Origin of the sequence: Arthrobacter sp. zg-Y179 (genome assembly GCF_020907345.1) — a bacterium.
Classification (GTDB): Bacteria; Actinomycetota; Actinomycetes; order Actinomycetales; family Micrococcaceae; genus Arthrobacter_B; species Arthrobacter_B jinronghuae.
In genome coordinates this window covers 46,439-68,960 of sequence record NZ_JAJJOB010000013.1, presented here as the reverse complement: position 1 = coordinate 68,960, position 22,522 = coordinate 46,439, and the positions used below count along the sequence as shown (strand labels likewise).

At 66.3% G+C, this 22,522-nt stretch carries 24 protein-coding genes and 1 pseudogene; 14 read left to right on the top strand and 11 right to left on the bottom strand.

Features of this window, described 5'->3' with window-relative positions; translation table 11 throughout:
- Nucleotides 1-28: 28 nt before the first annotated feature.
- Complete coding sequence (locus tag LOC56_RS14615; protein ID WP_229953005.1) at nucleotides 29-232, top strand: hypothetical protein; 204 nt, start codon at nucleotides 29-31, stop codon at nucleotides 230-232.
- A 51-nt stretch (nucleotides 233-283) separates the two neighbouring features.
- On the opposite strand, the gene tgt is transcribed toward LOC56_RS14615, so the two are convergent.
- Entirely contained in the window at nucleotides 284-1,558 is a 1,275-nt protein-coding gene (gene tgt / locus LOC56_RS14610; protein ID WP_229953004.1) for a tRNA guanosine(34) transglycosylase Tgt, read from the bottom strand.
- A 207-nt stretch (nucleotides 1,559-1,765) separates the two neighbouring features.
- Between tgt and LOC56_RS14605 the strand changes: the two genes are divergently transcribed.
- Nucleotides 1,766-2,779, top strand: a complete 1,014-nt coding sequence (locus tag LOC56_RS14605) for an FUSC family protein (RefSeq protein ID WP_229953003.1) — start codon at nucleotides 1,766-1,768, stop codon at nucleotides 2,777-2,779.
- Here the strand turns inward: LOC56_RS14605 and LOC56_RS14600 are convergent.
- Nucleotides 2,776-3,642 (bottom strand): DUF6707 family protein, encoded by an 867-nt coding sequence (locus LOC56_RS14600; protein WP_229953002.1) that lies wholly within the window; start codon nucleotides 3,640-3,642, stop codon nucleotides 2,776-2,778. The genes LOC56_RS14605 and LOC56_RS14600 overlap by 4 nt on opposite strands.
- A gap of 72 nt (nucleotides 3,643-3,714) precedes the next feature.
- Nucleotides 3,715-4,254 (bottom strand): NUDIX hydrolase family protein, encoded by a 540-nt coding sequence (locus LOC56_RS14595; RefSeq protein WP_227924051.1) that lies wholly within the window; start codon nucleotides 4,252-4,254, stop codon nucleotides 3,715-3,717.
- A gap of 115 nt (nucleotides 4,255-4,369) precedes the next feature.
- Here LOC56_RS14595 and LOC56_RS14590 point away from each other — a divergent pair, with 115 nt between their 5' ends.
- Nucleotides 4,370-4,996 carry a YdeI/OmpD-associated family protein gene (locus LOC56_RS14590; RefSeq protein ID WP_229953001.1) on the top strand — a complete coding sequence of 209 codons (627 nt, stop codon included), beginning with the start codon at nucleotides 4,370-4,372 and terminating at the stop codon, nucleotides 4,994-4,996.
- A 73-nt stretch (nucleotides 4,997-5,069) separates the two neighbouring features.
- Nucleotides 5,070-5,942, top strand: a complete 873-nt coding sequence (locus LOC56_RS14585; RefSeq protein WP_229953000.1) for a class II glutamine amidotransferase — start codon at nucleotides 5,070-5,072, stop codon at nucleotides 5,940-5,942.
- A gap of 9 nt (nucleotides 5,943-5,951) precedes the next feature.
- Here LOC56_RS14585 and LOC56_RS14580 read toward each other — a convergent pair whose 3' ends face one another.
- Nucleotides 5,952-7,079 carry a glycoside hydrolase family 76 protein gene (locus LOC56_RS14580; RefSeq protein WP_229952999.1) on the bottom strand — a complete coding sequence of 376 codons (1,128 nt, stop codon included), beginning with the start codon at nucleotides 7,077-7,079 and terminating at the stop codon, nucleotides 5,952-5,954.
- Between the two features lie 117 nt (nucleotides 7,080-7,196).
- Between LOC56_RS14580 and LOC56_RS14575 the strand changes: the two genes are divergently transcribed.
- Together LOC56_RS14575 and LOC56_RS14570 are read left to right on the top strand one after the other, a co-directional pair.
- Complete coding sequence (locus LOC56_RS14575) at nucleotides 7,197-7,970, top strand: SDR family NAD(P)-dependent oxidoreductase (RefSeq protein ID WP_229952998.1); 774 nt, start codon at nucleotides 7,197-7,199, stop codon at nucleotides 7,968-7,970.
- Between the two features lie 5 nt (nucleotides 7,971-7,975).
- A complete protein-coding gene (locus LOC56_RS14570) occupies nucleotides 7,976-9,196 on the top strand; it encodes an acyl-CoA dehydrogenase family protein (RefSeq protein WP_229952997.1) in 1,221 nt (406 codons plus the stop codon).
- Between the two features lie 471 nt (nucleotides 9,197-9,667).
- Here LOC56_RS14570 and LOC56_RS14565 read toward each other — a convergent pair whose 3' ends face one another.
- A complete protein-coding gene (locus LOC56_RS14565) occupies nucleotides 9,668-9,820 on the bottom strand; it encodes a hypothetical protein (RefSeq protein WP_229952996.1) in 153 nt (50 codons plus the stop codon).
- Nucleotides 9,821-9,895: 75 nt separating this feature from the next.
- On the opposite strand from LOC56_RS14565, the gene LOC56_RS14560 reads away from it, so the two are divergent.
- Nucleotides 9,896-10,345, top strand: a complete 450-nt coding sequence (locus LOC56_RS14560; RefSeq protein ID WP_229952995.1) for a hypothetical protein — start codon at nucleotides 9,896-9,898, stop codon at nucleotides 10,343-10,345.
- A 128-nt stretch (nucleotides 10,346-10,473) separates the two neighbouring features.
- Nucleotides 10,474-10,779 (top strand): hypothetical protein, encoded by a 306-nt coding sequence (locus LOC56_RS14555; RefSeq protein WP_227924039.1) that lies wholly within the window; start codon nucleotides 10,474-10,476, stop codon nucleotides 10,777-10,779.
- A 10-nt stretch (nucleotides 10,780-10,789) separates the two neighbouring features.
- Here LOC56_RS14555 and LOC56_RS14550 read toward each other — a convergent pair whose 3' ends face one another.
- Complete coding sequence (locus tag LOC56_RS14550; protein ID WP_229953093.1) at nucleotides 10,790-11,695, bottom strand: RluA family pseudouridine synthase; 906 nt, start codon at nucleotides 11,693-11,695, stop codon at nucleotides 10,790-10,792.
- A 198-nt stretch (nucleotides 11,696-11,893) separates the two neighbouring features.
- Between LOC56_RS14550 and LOC56_RS14545 the strand changes: the two genes are divergently transcribed.
- Entirely contained in the window at nucleotides 11,894-13,375 is a 1,482-nt protein-coding gene (locus LOC56_RS14545; protein ID WP_229953092.1) for a SulP family inorganic anion transporter, read from the top strand.
- Nucleotides 13,376-13,410: 35 nt separating this feature from the next.
- On the opposite strand, the gene LOC56_RS14540 is transcribed toward LOC56_RS14545, so the two are convergent.
- Complete coding sequence (locus LOC56_RS14540; protein ID WP_229952994.1) at nucleotides 13,411-14,271, bottom strand: serine/threonine-protein kinase; 861 nt, start codon at nucleotides 14,269-14,271, stop codon at nucleotides 13,411-13,413.
- A 149-nt stretch (nucleotides 14,272-14,420) separates the two neighbouring features.
- Nucleotides 14,421-14,945, bottom strand: coding sequence for a MarR family winged helix-turn-helix transcriptional regulator (locus LOC56_RS14535; RefSeq protein ID WP_229952993.1), 525 nt, complete (start codon nucleotides 14,943-14,945; stop codon nucleotides 14,421-14,423).
- 164 nt (nucleotides 14,946-15,109) lie between these two features.
- Between LOC56_RS14535 and LOC56_RS14530 the strand changes: the two genes are divergently transcribed.
- From LOC56_RS14530 to LOC56_RS14515, 4 genes are read left to right on the top strand one after another with little or no spacing between them, the layout of a single operon-like run.
- Nucleotides 15,110-16,258 carry an ABC transporter substrate-binding protein gene (locus LOC56_RS14530; protein ID WP_229952992.1) on the top strand — a complete coding sequence of 383 codons (1,149 nt, stop codon included), beginning with the start codon at nucleotides 15,110-15,112 and terminating at the stop codon, nucleotides 16,256-16,258.
- Nucleotides 16,233-17,384 (top strand): FecCD family ABC transporter permease, encoded by a 1,152-nt coding sequence (locus LOC56_RS14525; protein WP_229952991.1) that lies wholly within the window; start codon nucleotides 16,233-16,235, stop codon nucleotides 17,382-17,384. The genes LOC56_RS14530 and LOC56_RS14525 overlap by 26 nt, the downstream gene beginning before the upstream one ends.
- A complete protein-coding gene (locus LOC56_RS14520; RefSeq protein ID WP_229952990.1) occupies nucleotides 17,381-18,292 on the top strand; it encodes an ABC transporter ATP-binding protein in 912 nt (303 codons plus the stop codon). Before LOC56_RS14525 ends, LOC56_RS14520 begins: the two co-directional genes overlap by 4 nt.
- Nucleotides 18,289-19,656 carry a hypothetical protein gene (locus tag LOC56_RS14515; RefSeq protein ID WP_229952989.1) on the top strand — a complete coding sequence of 456 codons (1,368 nt, stop codon included), beginning with the start codon at nucleotides 18,289-18,291 and terminating at the stop codon, nucleotides 19,654-19,656. Before LOC56_RS14520 ends, LOC56_RS14515 begins: the two co-directional genes overlap by 4 nt.
- Nucleotides 19,657-19,679: 23 nt before the next feature.
- Here the strand turns inward: LOC56_RS14515 and LOC56_RS14510 are convergent, their stop codons facing one another.
- Entirely contained in the window at nucleotides 19,680-20,252 is a 573-nt protein-coding gene (locus LOC56_RS14510) for a LysE/ArgO family amino acid transporter (RefSeq protein ID WP_442860112.1), read from the bottom strand.
- 93 nt (nucleotides 20,253-20,345) lie between these two features.
- On the opposite strand from LOC56_RS14510, the gene LOC56_RS14505 reads away from it, so the two are divergent.
- Nucleotides 20,346-21,212: a LysR family transcriptional regulator ArgP gene (locus LOC56_RS14505; RefSeq protein ID WP_229952987.1), complete on the top strand. Its 867-nt coding sequence runs from the start codon at nucleotides 20,346-20,348 to the stop codon at nucleotides 21,210-21,212.
- 113 nt (nucleotides 21,213-21,325) lie between these two features.
- Here LOC56_RS14505 and LOC56_RS14500 read toward each other — a convergent pair.
- Nucleotides 21,326-21,649: pseudogene (locus LOC56_RS14500) on the bottom strand (VOC family protein); the annotation flags it as partial.
- Between the two features lie 44 nt (nucleotides 21,650-21,693).
- Nucleotides 21,694-22,488, bottom strand: coding sequence for an Fpg/Nei family DNA glycosylase (locus LOC56_RS14495; RefSeq protein WP_229952986.1), 795 nt, complete (start codon nucleotides 22,486-22,488; stop codon nucleotides 21,694-21,696).
- Between the last annotated feature and the right edge of the window lie 34 nt (nucleotides 22,489-22,522).

The following is a 22,522-nucleotide window of genomic DNA, read 5'->3' as shown; positions in this document are numbered from 1 at the left end:
CACTTCCCCAGTACGGCAGGAGACAAACATGAGCAATCCAGTCCCGAACCCCGGTGCCAAGGCAGTAGATGAAAATCTTGCCGGAACCGCAGAGGAATTCAACGATGAAGTCACCCGGGCGATGATCGACGACGCCCAGGAGAAGGATTCGAGCCCCGGAGACGAAGAACGGGATGCCCAGCCCGCCTTGGAAGAGGATGAATCGACCCAGGCCAAGCCGGACAATTCCTAACAGCCCGCTCACCCACCGGGTAGTCCCGGGGCAGATGCCCGGTGAATACAGCTACTTGCTGCTGTAGTACTTGCCCAGGACCTCCGCCTTGAAGTCGAAGAACGTACCGTCGTCGATGGACAGCCGGGCGTCATCAACGAGCTTCACGGTGAAGCGTTCGTTATGGATGGAAATCAGCGTGTGGCTGACCATTTCGTTGGACTTGAACAGGTGCTGGATGTAGGCACGGGTGTAGTTGGTGCAGGTATAGCAGTCGCAGCCGTCCACCAACGGCCCGAAGTCCCGCTTGAACTTGGCATTGGACAGGTTCTTGCGGCCGTACGGCGTGTAGAATGCCGAATTCCTGGCCACCCGGGTGGGAGAAACGCAGTCGAAGGTGTCGGCACCGTTTTCGATGGCGGTGAAAATGTCATCCGGCTCTGAAATGCCCAACAGGTGGCGTGGCTTATTCTCCGGAAGCTCCTCCGTGCACCACCGGACAATGGTGCCGAGGTTTTCCTTTTCGAAGGCACCGCCCAGGCCGAAGCCGTCAAAGTCCATGGCACCGAGATCCCGGGCCGCTTTACGCCGCAGGTCTTCGTACTGTGCACCCTGCAGCACGCCGAACAGTGCCTGGTAGGGCTTGTCGGCGCGTTCCCCGGTGAGCCTCTGATGCTCGGCAAGGCACCGCAGCGCCCAGAGGCGGGTGCGTTCCAAGGACATTTCCTGATACCCGCGGGAATTCATGAGCGTGGTCAGCTCATCAAAGGCAAACATGATGTCGGCGCCGATTTTGTGCTGTACCTGCATCGAAATTTCCGGGCTGAAGCGGTGCTTGTCCCCGTTGAGATGGGACTTGAACCAGACGCCGTCGTCGTCAATATGGGCCAGGCGCTCCTTGCCGGGCGCGACGTCGTCGTCCGCTCCCGTGGCATGCGTAGTCCCGTCGGCATTCATGTTGATGACCTTCTTGAATCCCGCACCCAGGCTCATGACCTGGAAGCCGCCGGAGTCGGTGAAGGTGGGGCCGGACCAGTTCATGAACTTTCCCAGACCGCCGGCCTCATCGAGGATGTCCGGGCCGGGCTGCAGGTACAGGTGATAGGCATTCGCCAGCACGGCCTGGGCGCCGAGCTCCGCGACCGATTCGGGCAGCACGGCCTTCACCGTGGCTTTGGTGCCTACCGCGATGAACGCCGGAGTGGCGATCTCGCCGTGGGGCGTGGAGATGGTGCCGGTGCGGCCCTGGAAGCCGCCGCCGTTCGCCTCTACTCGCTGTTCGGCCGCTGCAGGGGCGGTTTCGCGCAGGCGCTTACCGAGGGTGAAGGAAAAGGCTGAGGAAGACACTCCTCCATTTTGCCCTACCCGGCGCCCGCCTTCCGCCGGGTCTGCCTGCTGCGAGATGCACCACATTTATTCAGCCCTGTGCTTGGCCGGGGATAGGTTGGATGGGCGGAATTCAACCCGGCCTCCAGCCGCCGGAGTATCCCCGCACCCCTCCTATGCCTACGGCACGAAAGGCAGAGGTCACCAGCGTTGACGCACCTGCAGGAAATGTTCAGGATCGCTCCGGCGAACAATGACCACCACGCGGCCATCCGGTGCGCCATCGGCTTGGGTGCGCCGCTTTTCCTGGTGCTTTTCCTGGGGCGGATCGACCTGGCCATTTTCGCCACTTTCGGTGCGTTCACCGGGATCTACGGCAGGAACGAACCGCACCGCCAGCGGCTGGGCCATCAGGGACGCGCGGGGGCACTTATGCTGGCCGTCATCCTGGCCGCAGCGCTGTGTGCCCGGCTGGACCTGGATGACTGGGGAACCGTCATCGGCACGACGGCGGTCGCCGGGCTGGGCACCATCGCCACCGGCTTTTGGCGGTTGCGCCCCGTGGGCTCCCTGTTCCACATCTTCGCCTTCGCAGCGATCTCTTCGGTCCCGAACCAGCCCCCGCTCTGGCAGGGGATGCTTGCGGCCGTCCTGACGGTGGCGTTCTCCATCCTGCTGGGCCTGTCCGGGATGCTCGTGCAGAAGTACCGCACGGCATGGAAGCCGCCCGAACGGCTGCGGTTCACGCCGGCCCAACGCCGCGTCATCTACATTGACGGGCTGCAGTATTCGGTGGCGGCAGTGCTGGCGGGCTCAATCGCCACCCTGCTGGGACTCGGCCACAACTACTGGGCCATGGTCGCCGCGACCGTTCCCCTGATCGGCGCAACAGTGCGGCACCGGGTCCACCGCGGCCTGCAGCGCATCCTGGGCACGTTCGGCGGCCTCTTGCTGACAGCGCTGATCCTGCTTCCGGGCCTGGAGCCCTGGCAGATGGTCCTGGTCATTGCCGCCTGCCAGTTCGGGGCGGAAATGTTCATTGCCCGGCAATACGCGCTGGCCCAGGTGGTGGTCACGCCGCTGGCGCTTGTCAGCACCGAGCTGGCCCACCCGAGCAACCCGTTGGAACTGCTTCGGGACCGCGGCATTGAAACGCTGATCGGCGCCGCCGTCGGCATGGCCGTGGTGGGAGCCGTGCATCTGCGGCAGAAGCAGCTGCACCGGCAGCGGGAGTCCGCTTAGCCGCGTACGGCAATAAGCTCGGTGCGGATGCGCCGGTCCAGCTCGGCGTCGGACAGCGTCTGCGAACCGCCGTGGGAGCGCAGGTAGAGCAGGGCGTTCAGGCGCAGGATCCGCCACTCCCGCTCGCTGGCGTCTTTTCCGGCCTCGGCAGCACGGTGAATCTCGCGGTCGTACAGGTTGGGTTCGTTCAGTTGCCGCTGCAGCAGTTCGGCGGCCAGCTTGGCCTTCATCGGGTCCGTCTCGGAAGTGTCCGCCGCCCGCACGGCATGGCTGTACGCCGCCGCGCTTTCGGCATCCCCGGCCTCATGGGTGATGTGCGCCGCGAGGGCCAAGGCGCCCTGGATCCAGTTCCAACGCCCGAAGTTCCCGTCAAAGGGGAGCCCGGTGATGACGTTGCAGACCTTCAGGGCATTTTCAGCGTCGCCGAGATCGATGAAGAGAATGTGGGCCAAATCTCGGACATCCTGCAGGTGACTGCCGGATTTCACGTTCAAACCACGCTCCAGGCGCCCCGCAATCTCCTGTACGGCGGAGTTTTCCGGGTGGGCGGCAGCGGCGTCGGCAATGATTTCGGCCGCGTTGTCTTCCTCCGAAGGCACCTGCCGAACAGCGTCCGACGGCGCGCCCTCGGGAGCCGGAGCCTGTACCCGGACAGCGGATCCGTAGGCCAGCCGGAGCGAGGTCCCGTCGTCCAATTTAGCGATGACCAGCGCCGGAACACCGAAATCATCGGCCTCCACACTGGTTCCGGCTACCGGAGCCAGTGGTTCTGCGGCACCCTCGCCCGGGACAAGGATCTGTCCGGGGGCAAGCAGTTCCGCGTTGACCCGGAACGCGTACGTTTCCGGCAGGCTCTCAGACATGGCGATTCCTTCGTGGTTGGACCTCGGCTCCCCAGAACCTCCAGTATATAAAGCTTGTCAGCGGCGCCCTTGTCAGCGTCCCCAGCCGGCCGAGGCCAGTGCCTGGCGCAGCAGGTCTCCGCGGCCGCCGGAGAATTCGGCGTAGATCGCCGGGCTGAGTGCTTCATCCGGAGTCAGCCAGGACAGTTCCAGTGCATCCTGGCGGGGATTGCACTCACCGGTCACGGGGATCAGATAGGCAAGCGCCACGGCATGCTGGCGTTCATCCGTCAGCCCGCTCTGCGAGGGGGAGGGGAAGTACTCGGCGACGGCGAACGGCACCAGGGTGGGCGGCAGCTGCGGCAGCGCCATCGGCCCAAGGTCCTTCTCCAGGTTGCGCAGCAGGGCGCCGCGGATGGTTTCGCGGTACAGCACCCGGCCCGATACGAAGGAACGCACCATCTGCCCTTCCGGGGTCGCCTGCAGCAGCAGTCCAACCTCGGTGACATAGCCCAGCGGGTCACACCGCACGGGCACGGCCTCGACGTAAACCATGGGTAGTCGCTGCCGGGCCTCGTAGAGATCTTCCTCGGAGAGCCAGCCTGGATACGGGTCAGGAGTACGAACGTTCATAGCAGTGTTCTACCTCAAACGTGCCGTGCCAGTCACACGGCACGCTACGCTTCGGCCATCGGCTGAACCGGCCCGGACCCTTTCAGCCCGGCAGGTGCATCCCTAGACTTGGGCTATGACACGGGACCTCCCGGAGCTTCTCCTGCCGGATGCCGGGGCCTGGCGGGAGTGGCTGGAGCACAATTACGGGTTATCCGGCGGCGTCCGTCTGGTGCTGGGGAAGAAGGGCGGAAACGTCACCCGGTTGACGTACCGCGAGGCCCTCGACGAAGCGCTCTGCTTCGGCTGGATCGATGCCCAGGCTGACCGGCGCGACGAGGAAAGCTACCTGCAGCGGTTTCAGCCGCGCGGCCCGCGCAGTATCTGGTCGCTGCGGAACGTCGGCTTCATCAACCGGCTGGAAGCGGAAGGACGAATGCATCCGGCCGGCAGGGACGCCGTGCTCAGCGCCAAGGTGGACGGCCGCTGGGATGCCGCCTACGCCGGATCGGCAACAGCGGAAATTCCGGAGGACCTGCGCGCGGCCATCGCCGCCGTTCCCTCAGCCCAGGAAATGTTCGACGTGCTGACGTCGCAGAACCGGTTCGCCATGTACTTCCGGCTCAAAGGCCTCAAGACGCAGGCGGCCCGCGAGCGCCGGATCGCAGACTATGTGCAGATGCTCAGCGAACACCGCGCCCCCTATCCGCAGAAACGGAAGCCGTCGCTTCCGCCGGCGGTTCAGGAGACGCCGAAGGACTAGCCGCAGCCGGCCCGGCTGACACGGTTTTACGAAGCCCGTCCGTCCATCAGAATCCCGCTCCCAGGAGGTCCACATGTGCCGACTCTTTGGTATGCATGCCGGGAAGGATCCGGTCCGGGCAACGTTCTGGCTCCTCACGGCCCCGGACAGCCTGGCCCGGCAGAGCCATAAGGAAGCGGACGGCTTCGGAATCGGGACCTTCGCCCCTGACGGCAGTCCCGTCGTCGATAAAGCGCCCATCGCTGCGTATGAGGATGTCCGCTACGCACAGGAGGCCCGGGAACTGGAAAGCACCACCTTCCTGGCGCACGTGCGTTACGCCAGCACCGGCGGGGACACCGACGTCAACACGCACCCCTTTGAGCAGGACAACCGTCTCCTGGCCCACAACGGGGTGGTGGAGGATCTGGACAAGCTCGATGACCGGCTGCGCCAGTTGGAGATGTACCACTTGGTCAAGGGCGAGACGGACAGTGAGCGGGTCTTCGCGCTGATCACCGGTGCAGCGAGGGTGAACGGCGGCGACGTTTCGGCTGCCATCGCGTCCACGCTGACCTGGATAGCGCAGAACCTGCGGCTGTATGCAGTGAACATCATCCTCACCACCGCCACCGACCTGTGGGCCGTACGCTACCCCGACACCCATCCCCTGTACGTCCTGCAGCAGGGGCCGCGGGGTCCGGTGGGGGAGAAGCGGAGCAACCGGATCAGCGTCCACAGTGACCAGATACGTCAGGAGAAGCGGCCGGAAGTCCTGGTAGCCACCGAAAAGATGGACGCCAACCCTAATTGGCGGCTGCTGGACTCCGGCGAAATGCTGCATGTGGACAGCGAACTCAATGTCCGGCGCACGTTTCCGCTCCCGCAGCACCCGCAGCACCTGATCACGCTGGCGGACCTGGACCCGGCAGCGGCGGCGTCGCAGCACCCGCTCAAGACGGGTTGACGCTGTGCCTCAGGTGAGGTCCGCCCCGGCCCGCTGCACCCGCGCCGACGCTTCCAGGACCATCCAGGCTTGAAGCTGGGTGGAAAGCCCGACGGCGGTGCCACCCGGGTAGGAGACGGCGGCCGGTTCCAGCGGCTTGGCGGAGAAGAGGATCCAGTCTGCGCGTTTGCTGCGTCCCTCCCACAGGGCCTGAGCCGTGGCTTCCACCAGGGCGGCAGCCGTCCGGCGGGAAGGTTCCGGCAGGGCGGGGGACACGGCGGCCTGGGCCAGGTACCGCGCCAGAATTCCGGTGAATAGCCCGCCGTCGCCGGTGCCGTGGGTGCGCAGCACGCGCGAGCCGCCGTCGTCGGTCAGGTGGGTGTCGACGGCGCGCACCAGTTCCGCAGCGCGGGTGAGATTGGCACTGCCGCCGAGCTCGAGCAGGGCACCCAGGGCAGGCCCCTGGTTGTACGTGAAGACGGTGCGCTCCAGCTGCGGACGGCCCCGGACCACCTTGACCCCGTCCAGGTACAGTCCGGTTTTCTGATCCAGCACGGTGGCGTTGAGCCAATCCACCAGCTGCTGTGCCCGGTCCCGTGATCCGGTGCGGACAAAATGCAGGGCAGCGGGAGCGGTGGCCGGGGTGTTCTTGAAGTTACGGTCCTTGTTCCAGTAGATGCCGCCGCCCAGTTCCGGGGTGTGGGCGGACTCCAGCGCTGCGTTCAGGGCGGAGAGGATTTTCCGGTAGGGGCGCTGCCGGTCCCGCGCCCCCGACAAAGAGTTCAGCCGGCCGACGGCCAGGGCCAGCCACGCCATGTCGTCGTAGAAACGGTTGGTGTAGCGCATCCGGTTCCGCAGTCCGATGGTCCGGACCAGCGCCGGTGCCAGGTCCGCAGCCGAGGGATGCTCCGGTCCGCGGAACGGTGTGCCGGTGCGGCGTTCGCGCAGGCCGGCGTCGATCAGGGCATCGAGATAGTGTGCCTGCCACCAGTAATGCCAGGGCTGGCGCAGCTGCTGCAGCCGGGAAGCCGGATGGCTGGTGGCCGCCAGATGGGTCCCGGGCAACCCGGCCAACGAGCGGCCGAATGCAGCGCTCACGGTACGGGCGGCAGTCTCGGCGCGGTCGTCGGCGTCCAAGGCGGAATCCTCATAAAGCATGCGCCAACCCTATGCCAGCCGCCGAAGATGCGGCACCGGCCAACGCACAGTAGGCTCGGATACTGCCGGTGTGACATAGACGACACTGCCGGTGAGTAAATCTGCCAGGAGGAACGCATGGACATCGCAGGCGCATCGGCCATAGTCACAGGGGGAGCGTCCGGACTCGGGCGGGCGACGGCGCGGAGGCTGTACGACGCCGGCGCCTCCGTGGTGTTGGTGGACCTGCCGCAGTCCGAGGGCCTTGCCTATGCAGCGGAACTGGGGGACAACGCCCGGTTCGTGCCCGGCGACGTCACCAACCCGGAACAGATGCAGGCCGCCGTCGAAGCAGCCATGGCTGCAGGACCGCTCCGGGTGGCCGTGAACTGCGCGGGCATTGCCACACCGGGCAAGGTGCTGGGCCGCGACGGCGTCCTTGCGCTGGAGGACTTCGCACGCGTGGTCAGCGTGAACCTGATCGGCACCTTCAATGTCACCCGGCTCGCCGCCGCTGCCATGGCCGAAACCGAGCCGGTCACCGCCAACGGCACCGAGGAACGCGGCGTCATCATCAACACGGCCTCCGTCGCCGCCTTTGACGGCCAGATCGGCCAGCCCGCCTACTCCGCGTCCAAGGGCGGCGTTGCCGCGATGACGCTCCCGCTGGCGCGTGAGCTGGCCCGCCACCTGATCCGGGTGGTCACCATCGCGCCGGGCATCTTCGAAACCCCAATGATGGCGGGACTGCCGCAGGCGGCCCAGGATTCCCTTGCTGCGCAGGTGCCGCACCCTTCGCGCCTGGGCCGCGCCACGGAATACGCTTCCCTGGCCGCCCACATCATTGAAAACCAGATGCTCAACGGCGAGACGATCCGCTTGGACGGTGCCATCCGGATGGGACCGCGCTGACCTTGATGAGTACCCCCGCACCACTGCACCAACTGCCCGACGCCGATTTCTATGGTTTCGAAGACCTGCTCAGCGACACCGAGAAAAACAAGCTTGCCGAACTGCGGCTCTTCCTCGCCGAGGAAGTGCTGCCGCACGCCGTGGACTGGTGGAACGAGGCGCGTTTCCCTTCCGACCTCCTGCCGAAGCTGGCACAGCTGGAACTTTCCACGCCTGTCCAGCAGGGCTACTCGCCGCTGTTCGCCGGTCTGGTGATCGCGGAAATGACCCGCGCCGACACCTCGCTCGCCACGTTCTTCATGGTTCACCATGACCTGTTTGTCGAAGCGCTGCACGTCTTCGGCTCCGAGGAGCAGAAATCCAGGCTGCTCGACGACGCCCGTGCGCTGCGGATTACCGGTGCCTTCGCGCTGACCGAGCCGGAACACGGTTCCGATGTTGCCGGCGGCATGTCCACCACCGCAGTGCGCGACGGCGACACCTGGGTGCTCAACGGTGCCAAACGCTGGATCGGCAACGGCACCTTCTGCGACTACATGGTCCTGTGGGCACGGGAACCGGAAACCGGACACACCCGCGGTTTCCTGCTCGACGCGAACCTGCCCGGAGTAACCCGGACCCGGATCGAGAACAAGACAGCACTGCGCACCGTGCAGAATGCGGATATCGTGCTGACGGACGTCCGGGTTCCCGCCGCGGACCTGCTCGCCGGAGTGGAAAGCTTCGAGGACACCAAGCAGCTGCTGCAGGGCTCGCGGATCATGGTTGGCTGGCAGGCGGTGGGAGCGCAGCTGGCCACCTTCGACGTAGCCCGTGCCTACGCCGTCGAACGCCTGCAGTTCGGCCGCCCGCTGGCAGCCTTCCAGCTGATCCAGCAGCAGCTGGTGCAGATCCTCGGCAATGCGGTGGCCAGCACCGGAATGCTGGCCCGCGTCACCGAACTCGAACACGGGGGCTACCCCGTGCCGGGTAACGAAGCGCCCGCCGCCGGTGCAGCCCCCGGGGATATGGCGCGGGCTGCCCTGGCAAAGTCCTACGCCAGCGCCAGGATGCGTGAAAGCGTGGCGCTGGGCCGCAGCATCCTGGGCGGCAACGGGATTGTCACCGACTACCGGATGGCCAAGATCTTCGCCGATGCCGAGGCCATCTACACGTATGAAGGCACCTATGAGATCAACACGCTGATTGTCGGGCGGGACATCACCGGGGTGTCGGCTCTGCGTTAGGGCTGCTGTGCTGGGGGCCTCCGGGGTGGGCGCCTGCGGGGTGGGCCCCTGCGGGGCCTGAAACGGCGGCAACGAAATTTCCGCGCTCGCAGAGCTCGCGGGAAATATTAAAGCCGCCTGCCTCCAGGCCCCTCCGTGCCCCGCGTGCCGCCTTCCTCCAGGCCACTCCGGCGCCCCCTCCGGTTTGTGCAGATCCCCGTGGTTTGTCCGGATCCCCGCGTTGCGCGGCGCAGGGATTGCCACAAACCGCAGGGTTTCCGCCTGCGGGGTGGTCCCCTGGGGGCTCCACGTGCCGCCATCGCCGTGGGTTTTGCTCCGTTAAGGGAGAAATCGACCGGTTTGGGAAATTCCTGCCACTGCAAAGCGGAGCGATTTCCCAAACCGGCAGCAGATTCACAAGCCAGGCGGAAATCGCGCGGCCGCTGATCGGCCGAAGGGGAGCCGGGAAGCTATTGCGCAGCTGCAGCCGGGTCAGGCATGACAGTGCGAAATCCTCGGCGAAGGTACCCGGGCGGCTGCTTCCGGGGGATCCACCTTGTCTCCCATCACCACGATTTCCTCGGCTTCGAGGAGCTGACGGCGGGGCCACCATGGCTCGGTGGAACGGGCCGGGTGGCATGCCATCCTCAGGATCAGTAGGCTTACTAAATGGGCCGTAGCAACGGCGGCCCGGTTTACCGGACGTGAAAGGCATGGTTTATGACCGAGCAGAGCATTCCCGATCCCGAGCTGGGCGACGATCCGGTTCTCGCCGACGACGTAGCCGCTGTGGCCACACCGGACGAACTGACGGTGGTGTCCGAAGACGAGCTGCTGGAGCAGGACGAGCTGGTGGACGCTGAAGACCTCACGTACCCCGGAGCAGCAGAAGACAACCCGGACAACTGGCAGGAAGACCCGCTGATCCGCGAAGAAGCACCGTTGAACGAACCCGGTGAACTCTCCGATCAGACCCTCCGCGACGACACCGCCGAAGAGCGCTTCCTGGCCGGCGACACGCAGATTCCGCCGGAAGCGCCGACCATCGGCGAGGCAGCCAACGACGTCGACTTCGGCGACCCGCTGGCAGGCGAAGAAGAAGACGCCAGCGACGATCCCGCGCACCGCGGCGGAGACCCGCTTGCCAACTTCAACCCGGACGACGTTTAGTCCGGCAGCACATTTCGCCACGGGGTCCGGCAGCACCGTCTACGGACGACTGCCGGGCCCTTTGGCATGCCCGGCGGGACTCTGAGCCCCGGCACGGGCAACGCACCAATCCGCACTAGGGTTGATTCATGCCTTCATTCCGCGTCCAGTTGAATATCCTCGGACTGAAGCCGGGCAACCCGCCCGAGGCGGTCATGGAAACGGCCGTCGCCGCCCTCGGGGCCGCCCACCACGTGGAGGCCAACCAGCTGGACATCGTCTCCGGGGTCCCGCGGATCACACTGCGTTTCACCGTTCCCGATGATGAGTGGTCGGTGGAAAACTCACGGGCCCGCCGCGCCGCCATCAACATGCGGGCCGCGGTGGAAGAAGTAGCGAACGGGCAGGACCTGCGCGTGCTCCGGCGGATGCGCGGACGCTGGACCGTGCTGTAAAAGGACGGCCCTAGGCGCCGGGGAAAGCGTCCAGGGAAAGCCGGCTGCGGTACTCCACCGGCTGGCGGGTAAGCGGATCGGTAAACTCCACGGACCGGGCCAGCAGCTGCAACGGCCGGGAATAGTCATCCGGCGCCTGGGGCAGCAACTCCGGGTAGAACGAATCGTTCAGGATGCCGATGCCCTGCGACGCCATGTGCACCCGCAGCTGATGGGTTTTCCCCGTGTGCGGCAGCAGCCGGTACCGGCCCAGCCCGCCGCTGCTCTCCAGCAGCTCAATCCGGGTCTCCGCGTTGGGCTCGCCCTCGACTTCCTGGGCCAGCAGGTAGGTGCGGGATTTGATCATCCGGCTGCGGACAATCCTCGGCAGCTCGAGGTCCTCCCGGACCGGAGCCACTGCCTCGTACTCCTTGCTGATCCGCCGCTTCTCGAAGAGGGTCTGGTACTTGCCCCGGGTTCCGGGGTTGGTGGAGAACAGCAGCAGGCCGGCGGTCATGCGGTCCAGGCGGTGCATGGGAATCAGGTCCGGAATTCCCAATTGGACCCGCAGACGCACCAGGGCCGACTCGGCCACGTACATGCCGCCCGGCGTCGTCGGCAGGAAATGCGGCTTGTCCACCACCAGCAGGTCCTCATCTTGGTGCAGGATGCCGATCTCCACCGGGATCCGCTCTTCGGGCGGAAGTTCGCGGTAGTACCAGATGAAGGTGTGCTCGGTCAGGGGAGTGGCGGCGGTCAGGGGAATGCCGCCCATGCCGACTACTTCACCGCGTTCGAACCTTTCCACGATTCCGTCCGGATCCACATGCCCGAACCGTTCCAGCACGTAGTCCATGGCGGTGTCCCACGGTCCTTCACCGGGAAGGCGCAGGCGGGTGGCATTGACTCCGTTGCGCACGGGAAGCGGGGACTGCATCACGGTTTCAGGATATCGCTCGTGCGGGCTTAAATTGGGCTTGGCTGTTCTGGGTAGAAACAGGCCCGCCCTTCTCGAAATCCAGGCACGCAGAAACCCCTTCCGAAACGGAGCCCGGTGGCCACCAAACCAGTTCTTCCTCCTTCTGAGCAGACGGAGCCGACGCAGGCAGCGCCGCCCAAGACGACGACGCCGGCCCTGACGCCGGAGGAGCGCCAGTCCGTCCTGCGCACCCTGCGTTCGCCGAAACTGCTCAAGACCGAGGTCCTGGCCGGACTGGTGGTGGCCCTTGCGCTCATCCCCGAGGCCCTGGCCTTCTCGGTCATTGCCGGGGTGGACCCGCGGATCGGTCTGTTTTCGGCCTTCACCATGGCCGTTTCCATCGCCTTCCTCGGCGGCCGGCCGGCCATGATTTCCGCGGCCACCGGCGCGGTGGCCCTGGTGATTGCACCGCTGGTGGCATCCCACGGCGTGGATTACATGATTGCCGCCGTGCTGCTGGCCGGAGTCTTCCAGGTGCTGCTGGCACTGCTTGGCGTGGCGAAGCTCCTGCGCTTCATTCCGCGCCAGGTCATGGTCGGCTTCGTCAACGCATTGGCGATCCTGATCTTCGTTGCCCAAGTGCCCGAACTGCTGGGGGTGCCCTGGCTGGTCTATCCGCTCACGGCCCTTGGGCTGCTGATCGTTTTCGGTCTGCCCCGGCTCACAGCGGCGGTGCCGGCGTCGTTGGTGGCCATCGTGGTCCTCACGGCCATTACGGTGTTCGCCTCCCTTGCCGTGCCGACCGTGGGGGACAAAGGCGAACTGCCGGACAGCCTGCCGTCGCTGCTGCTGCCCGATGTGCCCTTCAGTCTCGAGACCCTGCAGGTGGTTTTCCCCTACGCACTGGCGGTGGCCTTTGTGGGGCTGCTGGAATCGCTGATGACGGCCAAGCTGGTGGATGACGTCACCGACACCCGCTCCAATAAGACCCGCGAAGCCTGGGGCCAGGGTGCAGCCAACCTCATCACCGGGTTCTTCGGCGGCATGGGCGGCTGCGCGATGATCGGCCAGACCATGATCAATGTGAAGGGCTCCGGTGCCCGAACCCGGATTTCCACGTTCCTGGCCGGTGTTTTCCTGCTCCTCCTGGTGGTTGTCCTCGGAGACATTGTGGCCCTGATTCCGATGGCGGCCCTCGTGGCTGTGATGATCTTCGTGGCCGTCACCAGCTTCGACTGGCACAGCATCCGCCCGTCCACGCTGAAGATGATGCCCAAGAGTGAAACCGCCGTCATGCTGGCCACCGTGGCCGTGACCGTCTGGACCCACAACCTGGCCAGCGGCGTCGGCGTCGGCGTGCTGGTGGCCATGGTGCTGTTCGCGCGCAGGGTGGCTCACTTCGTCACCGTGGACCGGAAGGTCACCGGGAACGACGCCGATGCCACCGCGGTCTACACGGTGAACGGCGAGCTGTTCTTCGCCTCCTCGAATGATCTGTATTCCCAGTTCGAGTACGTCCTGGATCCGGCGAAGGTGGTCATTGACCTGAGCGGTTCCCACGTCTGGGACGCGTCAACCGTGGCAGCGCTCGACGCCGTGACGGAGAAGTACCGGCGGCGCGGAACCGAGGTTCAGATCACCGGGCTGAATGAGGCCAGCGGTCTGATGCGCGAACGGATGGCCGGAAAGCTGCCCTAGCGGCCGGCGTCGTCCGTGCGGGCGGGTGCCCGTGTTCAGGCAGCGGCGGCTTGGGCGTGCTGGTGCTGCAGGGATGCCAGCGCCACCCGGCACTGCTCGGCGCTCGGGCGTTCGCGCGGAGAGAGGGAAGTCATGGCGGACAGCAGCGACCGCCAGCCGGCGGGGAGCGCGGGCGGGATCTCCGGTCCGTGGACCGTCCGGGCCGCCATGGAGTCGCCCTGCGGCAGGTCGAAGGCGCGGACTCCCGTCAGGCATTCGAGCAGGACAAGTCCCAGCGAGTAAATGTCCGTGGCGGAGGTCAGGGTCGCGCGCCGCACCTGCTCGGGACTCATGTAGGGCAGGCTCCCGTAGGACGGTTCCTTATCTCCGACCCTGTGGGTGCTGACGGCGATACCCAGATCGGTAATCTTGGCGTGGCCGGTTGCAGGATCCACCAGGATGTTCGAGGGTTTCACGTCCCGGTGGATGTACCCCGCAGCGTGCACGCCCGCGAGCCCGGCGGCCAGCTCGGCCCCGAGCAGTGCTGCGTCCACAGGTTCCAGCAGGCCGGAGGGTCTGTGCCGCAGATCGGCGCCCCGCACCAGTTCCAGAACCAGGTACGGCGTCTGCACGCCGGTGTCGGGGTGGCTGATGGTGCCCGTGGAAATCATCCGAACCACGTGCGGATTTTCGACGGCTCGCAGTGCGGCCGCTTCCCGGACGGCTTCATGCCCCTGAGGTGCGTGTCCGAGCGGTGCGGAAAAGATCTTTACGGCCACCTTCTGCAGGGAGGCAAGATCCGTGGCACGCCAGACGTAGGCAGCGGTGCCGTGACCGATGGGCTCATCAAGGCAGAACCGTCCGTCGATGAGGACATGGGCGCTAAAGCCCGAGGCGTCCGAGGCAGGTGGCGGCACGCTTCTTGCTGGTGGGTACCCGTCCATGTCGCCCCCGCTTATTAGCTAGTTTCCCTAGTGAGTAGTTCGGCTAACCATAGAGTGGGCGGCGCAGTTGAGTCCAGCTTCCGGGCGGGGAATGTCCGCGTGAGCCGCCAAGTGGGACGGGGCTAGTCCTGCCGGTGCCCCGGGTCCGGGCTCGGGTCCTCCAGGGCGGAACGCAGGCGGCCCATAAAGGAAATGACAATCTCGGCTTCCTGCGGCGACAGCTCTGCCGCGGCCTGCATCATGCGCTGGTGCATATCGCCCACGGTCTGGCGGACGTCGCTGTCCGATGTGTCGGTGGGGACGATCTCCCAGGCGCGGCGGTCATTGGGGCGGGCGCGCCGTCGTACGTACCCGCCGCGTTCCAGCCGGTCGATAAGTGCGGTGGTGGAGGCGGTGGAGATGCCAAGGAGCCTGCTCAGGTCCTTGGGGCCGAGGCTCCCGCCGGCCTGCCGGGCCTGCATGAGGCAGCGCATGGCCAGGAGGTCGTTTTCGTTCATCCCCATGGCATCCTGGGTGCGTCGGCGGACCAGGGTTTCAGCGGCACGGTAGCTGCGCACTGCATCCAGTACGGCGCGGGCTTTTGGATGCTCCGGATCGGGGCCGTACCAATAGCCGTCCTGCCCTGAGGGCCGCTGAGGCGTATCCATTCCACCAATCCTAGCCTTGCTGGAAGGTAGGACGGCTAGGAATCAATGCGATGCATTTCACACCGTAATTAGGGCATAAAAACGTGCTCTAATCTCTTCGGTTGTGGTCAGATGTAGGGGTCCGCTTAGGTAATCCTTACCTCTCGCCTGCGATAGGAACGTCCTTGACTGCACCCGAAATCTCCCCGCTCCGCCCCAAATCCGGACCCTCGCGCCGCAATATCCTGGGCGGAGCCGGGCTCGGCTTCCTGGCGTTGGCGCTGGGGGCCTGCTCCAGCCGTGACACCGTGGCCGCGGCAGGGAATGCAGCAGGATCCGGCGGTTTCACCGTCACCGACATGCGCGGCGTCGAGGTTTCCTTCGATGGCCCGGTGCAGAAAATCGCCACCACGGTCATCCCCTCCCCGTCCATGCTGGCCGCGGTGGACGGCGGGTACGGCAAGATCGTGGGCATCAACGAATCCACTCTGCAGGCAAACCGGCAGGGCCTGTTCGGGGAGATGTTCCCGGAATCGAAAACCACCACCACCATCTCGCCGTCGAGCTTCACGCCCAACATCGAGACCATCACCGAACTGGAACCCGACGTGGTGTTCCAGTGGGCGGACCAGGGCGACGGACTTGTGGAGCCGCTGGAAAACGCCGGCTTCAAAACCGTCTGCCTGCTCTACGGAACGCAGGAGTACCTGGAAACCTGGGTGTCCCTGTTCTCCACCATCCTCGGCAAGCCCGAGCGCGGCACCGAAATTGTGGGCTGGATGCATGCTGAAATCGCGCGGCTGGAGGATGAGCTCGCCGCTGTTTCCAAGCCGGTGCGGGTGGTCCACCTTGGCCAGTCCGGTGACGGCTATTCGGCCTCCAACAAGTCCTCCTACATGCACTACTGGATGGAGCTGGCCGGCGGGCAGAACATGGCGGCGGAGAACCTTTCGGCCGAGAACGTGGTCAGCGCCGAGCAGCTGATCGAGTGGGATCCCGAAGTCATCACGCTGGGCGGTTTCGATACCCGCACCCCGGCGGAGGTCTATGCGGATCCGTCCCTCGCCTCCGTGTCTGCCGTCAAAACCCGCCGGGTCTACAAGGCACCGCTGGGCGGTTACCGCTGGGAGGTGCCCTGCGCCGAATCGCCGCTGATGTGGCAGTGGGCAGCCGAGGTGTTCCATCCCGGCCGCACCAAGAACACCCTGCGCACCGCCATGAAGGAAAAGATCGCGTACCTCTACGGGTACGACGTGAGCGAGGCGCAGATTGATGCCGCCCTGCGGCTGGACCTGAACGGTGCCAGCGTTGGCTACGACGTCTTCCGTGGCTGAGGTGGCGGCTTCTCATAGCGCGGCTGCACCCGCCCGCGCCGCCGGCCCGGCGTCGTCGGCCGGTGCCCCGCCGTCGTCGGCGCTGAAATCCACGCGCCGCCGGCTGATCCTGCCGCTCTGCGTCCTGATCCTGTGCGCGGTGGCCCTGGTTTCCATGGCCGCCGGCCGGTACTGGGTGCCGCCGAACGAAATCCTGCGCATCCTGTTCAACGAAGTCACCGCACTCTTCGGCGGCGAAGGGATGCTCCGCCGGACCTGGACCGAGCAGGAAGCCACCGTGGTCCTGGATGTACGGCTGCCGCGCGTGCTGCTGGCCTTCCTGGTGGGCGGCGCGCTCTCGCTCGGCGGCGCCTGCCTGCAGGCACTGTTCCGCAATCCGCTGGTCAGCCCGGACATTATCGGCGTCACGGCCGGGGCGTCCTTCGGCGGCGTGCTGGTGCTGACCCTCGGGCTGTCCGGTGGCTGGATGGTCGGCGGTGCCTTCGGGTTCGGGCTGGCCGCACTCGCCGGCGTCCTGCTGCTTGGCCGGCTGGGCGGACGGGACAACGCAATGCTGATGATCGTCCTGGGCGGGATTGTGGTGGCGGCGTTCTTCAACGCATTGGTCTCCTTTATGACCTACCTGGCCGATCCGTATTCCGAATTGCCCTCGATTGTGCACTGGCTGCTGGGTTCCATCGCCTCGGCCAGCTATGACAAGGTGCTCACCGCGCTGGTCCCGGTGGCCATCGGCGCAACGATAGTCCTCGCCCTGCGCTGGCGCCTGAATGTGTTGTCCCTGGGGGACGACGACGCCGCCGCGCTGGGCGTGAACCCGCAGCGCTCCCGGGTGGTGCTCTTGTGTGCCGTTGCCCTGATGACGGCCGGCACCGTGGCCGTGGCCGGGGCCGTCGGCTGGGTGGGACTGGTGGTGCCGCACCTCGCCCGGCTCTGGGTGGGGCCGGACCACCGGATCCTGCTGCCGGCGTCGTTGCTGCTGGGCGGCACCTACCTGATGCTCATCGACACCCTCAGCCGTTCCATCAGCAGCAGTGAACTGCCGCTGGGCATCTTGACCGCCATCATCGGCGCCCCCGTCTTCGTGGTGCTGCTGGCCCGTTCGCAGAAGAAAGCCGAGCTCTCATGACCGTCGCATCCCTGTCCCGCACGGTTCATCCGGTGGCGGGCAGCCCGGCCGCCGGCTCCGCGCCCCTGCTGCAGGCCACCGACCTCGGTTTCCGTTATTCCCGGCTGCGCCCGTGGCTCTTCCGGAACCTCGGCTTTTCCTTGGAACGCGGGGAGATCCTGTCCATCCTGGGCCCCAACGCCCGCGGTAAAACCACGCTGCTCAAGTGCCTCTCCGGGCTGCTTTCCCCGCGTGAGGGAACGGTTCACGGGGCGCCGGGCATCGGGTACGTGCCCCAGGACCACGGCGCTGGCCCGTCCTTCACCGTCGCCGACATGGTACTGATGGGCTGCACCCGGCACCTGCGTGCCTATCAGACTCCGCGCCCCGAGGACCACGCCGCCGCCGATGCGGCCATGGAACGGGTAGGCGTGGCTGCCTGGGCCGGACGCGACTATTCCACCCTCTCCGGCGGGCAGCGGCAGCTGGTGCTCATTGCCCGGGCCGTGGCCTCCGGCTGCGAACTGCTCGTCCTGGACGAACCGGCTTCTGCACTGGACCTGAACAACCAGTCCCGCGTGCTGAGCGTGCTCACCGGACTGGCCGCGGAGGGCATGGGCGTCATCATGACCACTCATCATCCCGACCATGCGCTCCACGTGTCCCGCAACGCACTGCTGTTTGTCGGCAGCCACGACGTCCGCTGGGGTCCCACCGAAGAGCTGCTCACCGGTCCCGCCCTCTCCGAGGTCTACGGACTGCCGATCTGTACCCCCACAGTGGGCACGGAATCCGGCGACCGCGTGATCGCCGTGCCGGATTTCGGCCCGTCCTGCCGCGCCTGCCCGGTGCCCGGCGCCGTTGGGGCACCCACTCCAGGGCCGACTCCGGTGGAAATACGAACACCTTTTGGAAAGGAACACCCGTGATTATCCGCTTGATCGGCGGAACGCCGATGCTTGGCCAGACCGATACCACCTGGCGCGGCGCCTTCGAGGAGGTGGACGCCTACGACCTCGACGACGACGCCGCCCGCGCCCGGATACTCTCGGCCGACGCCCTGGTGATTGGCGGCGGGGTGGACCATCTCCTGCTGGGCAGGCACCGCGAAGCGCTCACCAGCTTCGTCCGCGCCGGCGGCCGGGTTCTGGTCAACGGCCAGGTGGTGAAGCCGTTTATCGACGGGCTGGCGGTCTGGCGGAAGCTGGAATTCCGCGGCGCGCAGGACGTCCGGCCGCATCCGGTCCGGCCGCATCCGGTGTGGGCAGGCATTGACTACCGGGACCTGCACTACCGCACCGGAGTGCCCGGAACCCACAGCTACGAGCGGTTGGAGGAGATCGGCGTCGCCGGTTTCTACGGCCGCGGCTATCACCTGGACCTGCCCGAGAGCGCGACCGTGGTGACCGGCATCGGCCAGTACCGGCTCCCGCTGGACTACAGCTACACCTTGGGGAACGGGGAAGTGCTCGTCCACGGCGGCAATGACCTGGAGAGCTTCAGCGACGATCAGTATTCCACCCGCGTGCTGGGGCCGAACCTGGTGCAGTGGCTGGAAGGCGGAGTGCGGGACACAGTTGAGCTGAAGCCGGCAGTACCGGCAGTACCGGCAGCCGCCGCCGGCACACGCCCGGCCGCCGCCGCCGCTCGCCAAGCGGGGCAGGCAGCGCCTCGGATCGGGCTGCTGCACTGCGGCACGTTCCAGCCCCTGCGGACCCTGGCCGACCCGGCCCTGGCACCGTACCGGTTGGAATCCGTCTATCTTCCGGATGCCGATCCGGCCGTACTCGCGGACCTGGAAGTGGTGATTGTCAGCGACCGGCTGCATCAGGGGCAGCTCGCCCGCTTTGTTCCGGCGATCCTGGCGGCGCTGCAGGACCCGTCAAAAACCGTGATCGTGCTCGGCGAGAACAAGGTCGAACAGTGGCTGCCCGGCGTCGGCTACAGCTTCCGCCCCACGGTGTTCTGGATGTGGCGCACCGGCGAGGACAACGGCACCCGGCTGCGGCTGCCGGAGGATCCGATGTGGGAATTCCTCACTCCGTGGTCCGTGTCCTGGCATCACCACGGTCTGCTGCACCCGCGCCCCGGTGCCCGTTCGCTGGTGGTGATGGAAGAGGACGGTGCCGAGTCCGGTTCGCTGCTGTACGTGGACGAGGTGAACCAGCCCGCCCGGCTGCTGGTAACCACCATGGATCCGGTCTACCACCACGGATCCGGCTTTATGCCCGGTGCATCCCAGCTGCTGTACTCGCTGCTGCGCTGGGTTACCGCCACGCACGCGCGGGCATAGGCGCATCTGCGGCTTACGCCGAGTCAGCCGACCACGAGCCGGACGGCGAGGACGAGCATAACGACGCCGATCAGCAGGTCCACAATCTGCCAGGTGCGCGGCCGGTTCAGCACCGTGGATAAGCTGCGCGCACCGTAGCCCAGCGCCGTAAACCAGAGCACGCTTCCGACGACGGCGCCGGCCGCAAAAACCCAGCGCGTATCGGAACCGTAGTGGTTCGCCAGGCTGCCCAGCAGCACCACGGTGTCCAGATAGACGTGCGGGTTCAGGAACGTCAGGGCAAGGGTGGTCAGGATGACGGTGCCCTTCGCCCTCGGTGCCTGTGCTTCCAGCACCGAGGGCCTGGCGGCGGAGATCAGGGATCGGATGCCCCACCAGGCGAGATAGGCGGCGCCGGCCCAGCGCAGGATTTCCAGGACCGCCGGGAACCGGGACACCAATGCCCCGATCCCGGCGGTGCCGCCCAGGATCAACAGGGCATCGCTGATGATGCACAGGGCCACCACCACGCCGATGTGTTCGCGCCGCAGCCCCTGCCGCAGGACAAAGGCATTCTGCGCTCCGATGGCCACGATCAGTCCGAGGCCGGTGACCATTCCGGTTACCCAAATACTCAACATCCCTCGACGGTAACCAGCTGCATCCGTTCAGACAAACGAAAGATTTGAAGCATGCATTAGGTTTGCTTCATGAACTTCGAGCATCTCCGGGCGCTGGCCGCCGTCGTCGACGAGGGAACCTTCGAAGCGGCGGCGGACCGGCTGCATATTAGTCCGTCGGCCGTGAGCCAGCGCATCAAGGCACTGGAAAGCTCCGTGGGCCAGGTTGTCGTCCGCCGCGGGTTGCCCAGCACCCCGACGGATGCCGGCGCGGTCCTGCTGCGCATGGCACGGCAGGTGCAGCTGCTGGAAGGGGAAGCCCGCTCCGCACTCTCGGGCGGCACCTCACCGCGGACGCCGACGCCGGTGGCCGTCAATGCGGACTCCCTCGCTACATGGTTTCTCCCCGTCCTCTCCGAAGCAGCCGAGTGGACGGACAGCACCCTGGACCTGCACGTCGAAGACCAGGACCACAGCGCGCAGCTGTTGCGCCAGGGAGACGTCATCGGCGCCGTCACTGCCGACCCAACACCGGTCAACGGCTGCAGGGTCGAGGCATTGGGTGCCATGCGCTATCTCCCGGTCTCGACGCCGGACCTGCAGCAGCGCTTCACGCGCGAGGACGGTGTCGATTGGGCAGCCATGCCGGTGGTTCAATTCAATGCCAAGGACGATCTGCAGCGCCGCTTCCTGCAGGAGCGCGGCGTCGACGGCCGACCGCCCCGGCACACTATCCCGTCCTCGGAGGCCTTCGTGGCGGCGGTCCGTGCAGGACTCGGTTGGGGCATGCTGCCGGAACTGCAGTTGGGTAACGGGCTCCAGGACGGGACGTTGGTGCTGCTCGATGAGCGTGCGCATCGGGATGTCCTGCTGTACTGGCAGGCCTGGAAGCTGGACTCGGAACGGCTGCACCGCATCGGTGATTCCGTCCGGCGGGCCGCCCGGCAGCTGAGGTAAGGAGGCTGGGCCCGGAGCGGCCGGTTCCAGCTGGGGGCAGGTGGTGTCAGTGCAAAAAGGCAGAAAGGATGTCCGTCCGGGTCCAGGAACACCCGCACATCCTCCTGCGGCTGATGCTGGGCAGCCACGGCTCCGCATTCGATGGCGTGGGCGGAACCGGAGTCCAGATCGTCCACCCGGATATCCAGGTGCATCATCATCTGCTGGTTGCCCTCGGCGGACGGCCACACCGGGCGCACATAGTCTTCGTCAATGTGGAAAGACACACCGGGGCCGCCGGACGGATTCTGCAGCACCGCCCAATCAGGCTCCGACGTGACCGTCTCCCACTCCAGCAGCCGCGCATAAAACGCGGCAAGTCCCCGCGGGTCCGGGGAGCTGATGGTCGTCGCGGAGAGTTGCAGACCCCCGGTGCGGGAGTTCGAGGGATTGGCCATGCGAAGCATTCTGCCATCGATGGGGCCGGGGAGCGGGCAGGCATTTAGGGAAACGGCTGGCAGTGCGGGCAGTAGTACAGGTCCCGCATTTCCATCTCGTTGTCGCCGAGCAGCTCATGCGCCACCTTGGTGCCGCAGCGCAGGCAGCCCCGCCGTTCCCGGTTATAGACCCAGAGCTGGTCCCGGCCCATGGCACCGGTGGTGATCCGGCGGGAGCGGGCCTTGTTGACCTCCAGGAGCCGCTTGGACAGGTCCACCAGTCGAGGCAGATCCGGTACATCCGAGACCGGGGTCAGCGGGTGGATGCCGGCCAGGAAGCACAGCTCGCACCGGTAGATGTTGCCGATGCCGGCGAGGTTCCGCTGGTCCAGCAGTGCCAGGCCGATCGGCCGGTCCGGCTGGGCCTTGATCCGGCGCAGTGCCTCCTCGGCATCCCAGTCCGGTCCCAGCAGGTCCGGACCCAGGTAGCCGACGGCGTCGTCCTCGTCTTTGCGGGACAGTACCCGGAGGAACCCGAGGTCGAATCCGACCACCTGGTGGGTGTCCGTTTCGAGGATGCAGCGGGCCTTGAACGCGGGGCGGCGCCACTTCTCTCCACGCGCGTAAACGTGCCAAAGCCCCTCCATTTTCAGGTGGGAGTGGAGGATCCAGCCGTCCACGGGATCGCCGCCGCGGATCAGCAGATGCTTGCCGCGGGATACGACGTCCTGCACCGCGGAGCCGGTGAAATCGGTGGTGGCGAATTTCGGCACGCGGATATCGCACCGGGTCAGCTCTTTGCCGGCCAGGACGGCATTGAGGTCCCTCGCCGCCCGCCAGATGGTATCGCCCTCAGGCACGGTTCCTCCCCGGCTCGACTACGCACAGGACCGA

Coding starts and splice junctions, on each gene's coding strand:
- LOC56_RS14555 (WP_227924039.1), top strand. CDS start 10,474: ATGCCTTCATTCCGCGTCCAGTTGAATATCCTCGGACTGAAGCCGGGC.
- LOC56_RS14570 (WP_229952997.1), top strand. CDS start 7,976: ATGAGTACCCCCGCACCACTGCACCAACTGCCCGACGCCGATTTCTAT.
- LOC56_RS14550 (WP_229953093.1), bottom strand. CDS start 11,695: ATGCAGTCCCCGCTTCCCGTGCGCAACGGAGTCAATGCCACCCGCCTG.
- LOC56_RS14535 (WP_229952993.1), bottom strand. CDS start 14,945: ATGGATACGCCTCAGCGGCCCTCAGGGCAGGACGGCTATTGGTACGGC.
- LOC56_RS14560 (WP_229952995.1), top strand. CDS start 9,896: ATGACCGAGCAGAGCATTCCCGATCCCGAGCTGGGCGACGATCCGGTT.
- LOC56_RS14520 (WP_229952990.1), top strand. CDS start 17,381: ATGACCGTCGCATCCCTGTCCCGCACGGTTCATCCGGTGGCGGGCAGC.
- LOC56_RS14615 (WP_229953005.1), top strand. CDS start 29: ATGAGCAATCCAGTCCCGAACCCCGGTGCCAAGGCAGTAGATGAAAAT.
- LOC56_RS14585 (WP_229953000.1), top strand. CDS start 5,070: ATGTGCCGACTCTTTGGTATGCATGCCGGGAAGGATCCGGTCCGGGCA.
- LOC56_RS14580 (WP_229952999.1), bottom strand. CDS start 7,079: ATGCTTTATGAGGATTCCGCCTTGGACGCCGACGACCGCGCCGAGACT.
- LOC56_RS14600 (WP_229953002.1), bottom strand. CDS start 3,642: ATGTCTGAGAGCCTGCCGGAAACGTACGCGTTCCGGGTCAACGCGGAA.
- LOC56_RS14595 (WP_227924051.1), bottom strand. CDS start 4,254: ATGAACGTTCGTACTCCTGACCCGTATCCAGGCTGGCTCTCCGAGGAA.
- LOC56_RS14510 (WP_442860112.1), bottom strand. CDS start 20,252: ATGGTCACCGGCCTCGGACTGATCGTGGCCATCGGAGCGCAGAATGCC.
- LOC56_RS14505 (WP_229952987.1), top strand. CDS start 20,346: ATGAACTTCGAGCATCTCCGGGCGCTGGCCGCCGTCGTCGACGAGGGA.
- LOC56_RS14575 (WP_229952998.1), top strand. CDS start 7,197: ATGGACATCGCAGGCGCATCGGCCATAGTCACAGGGGGAGCGTCCGGA.
- LOC56_RS14605 (WP_229953003.1), top strand. CDS start 1,766: ATGTTCAGGATCGCTCCGGCGAACAATGACCACCACGCGGCCATCCGG.
- LOC56_RS14565 (WP_229952996.1), bottom strand. CDS start 9,820: ATGGCATGCCACCCGGCCCGTTCCACCGAGCCATGGTGGCCCCGCCGT.
- LOC56_RS14590 (WP_229953001.1), top strand. CDS start 4,370: ATGACACGGGACCTCCCGGAGCTTCTCCTGCCGGATGCCGGGGCCTGG.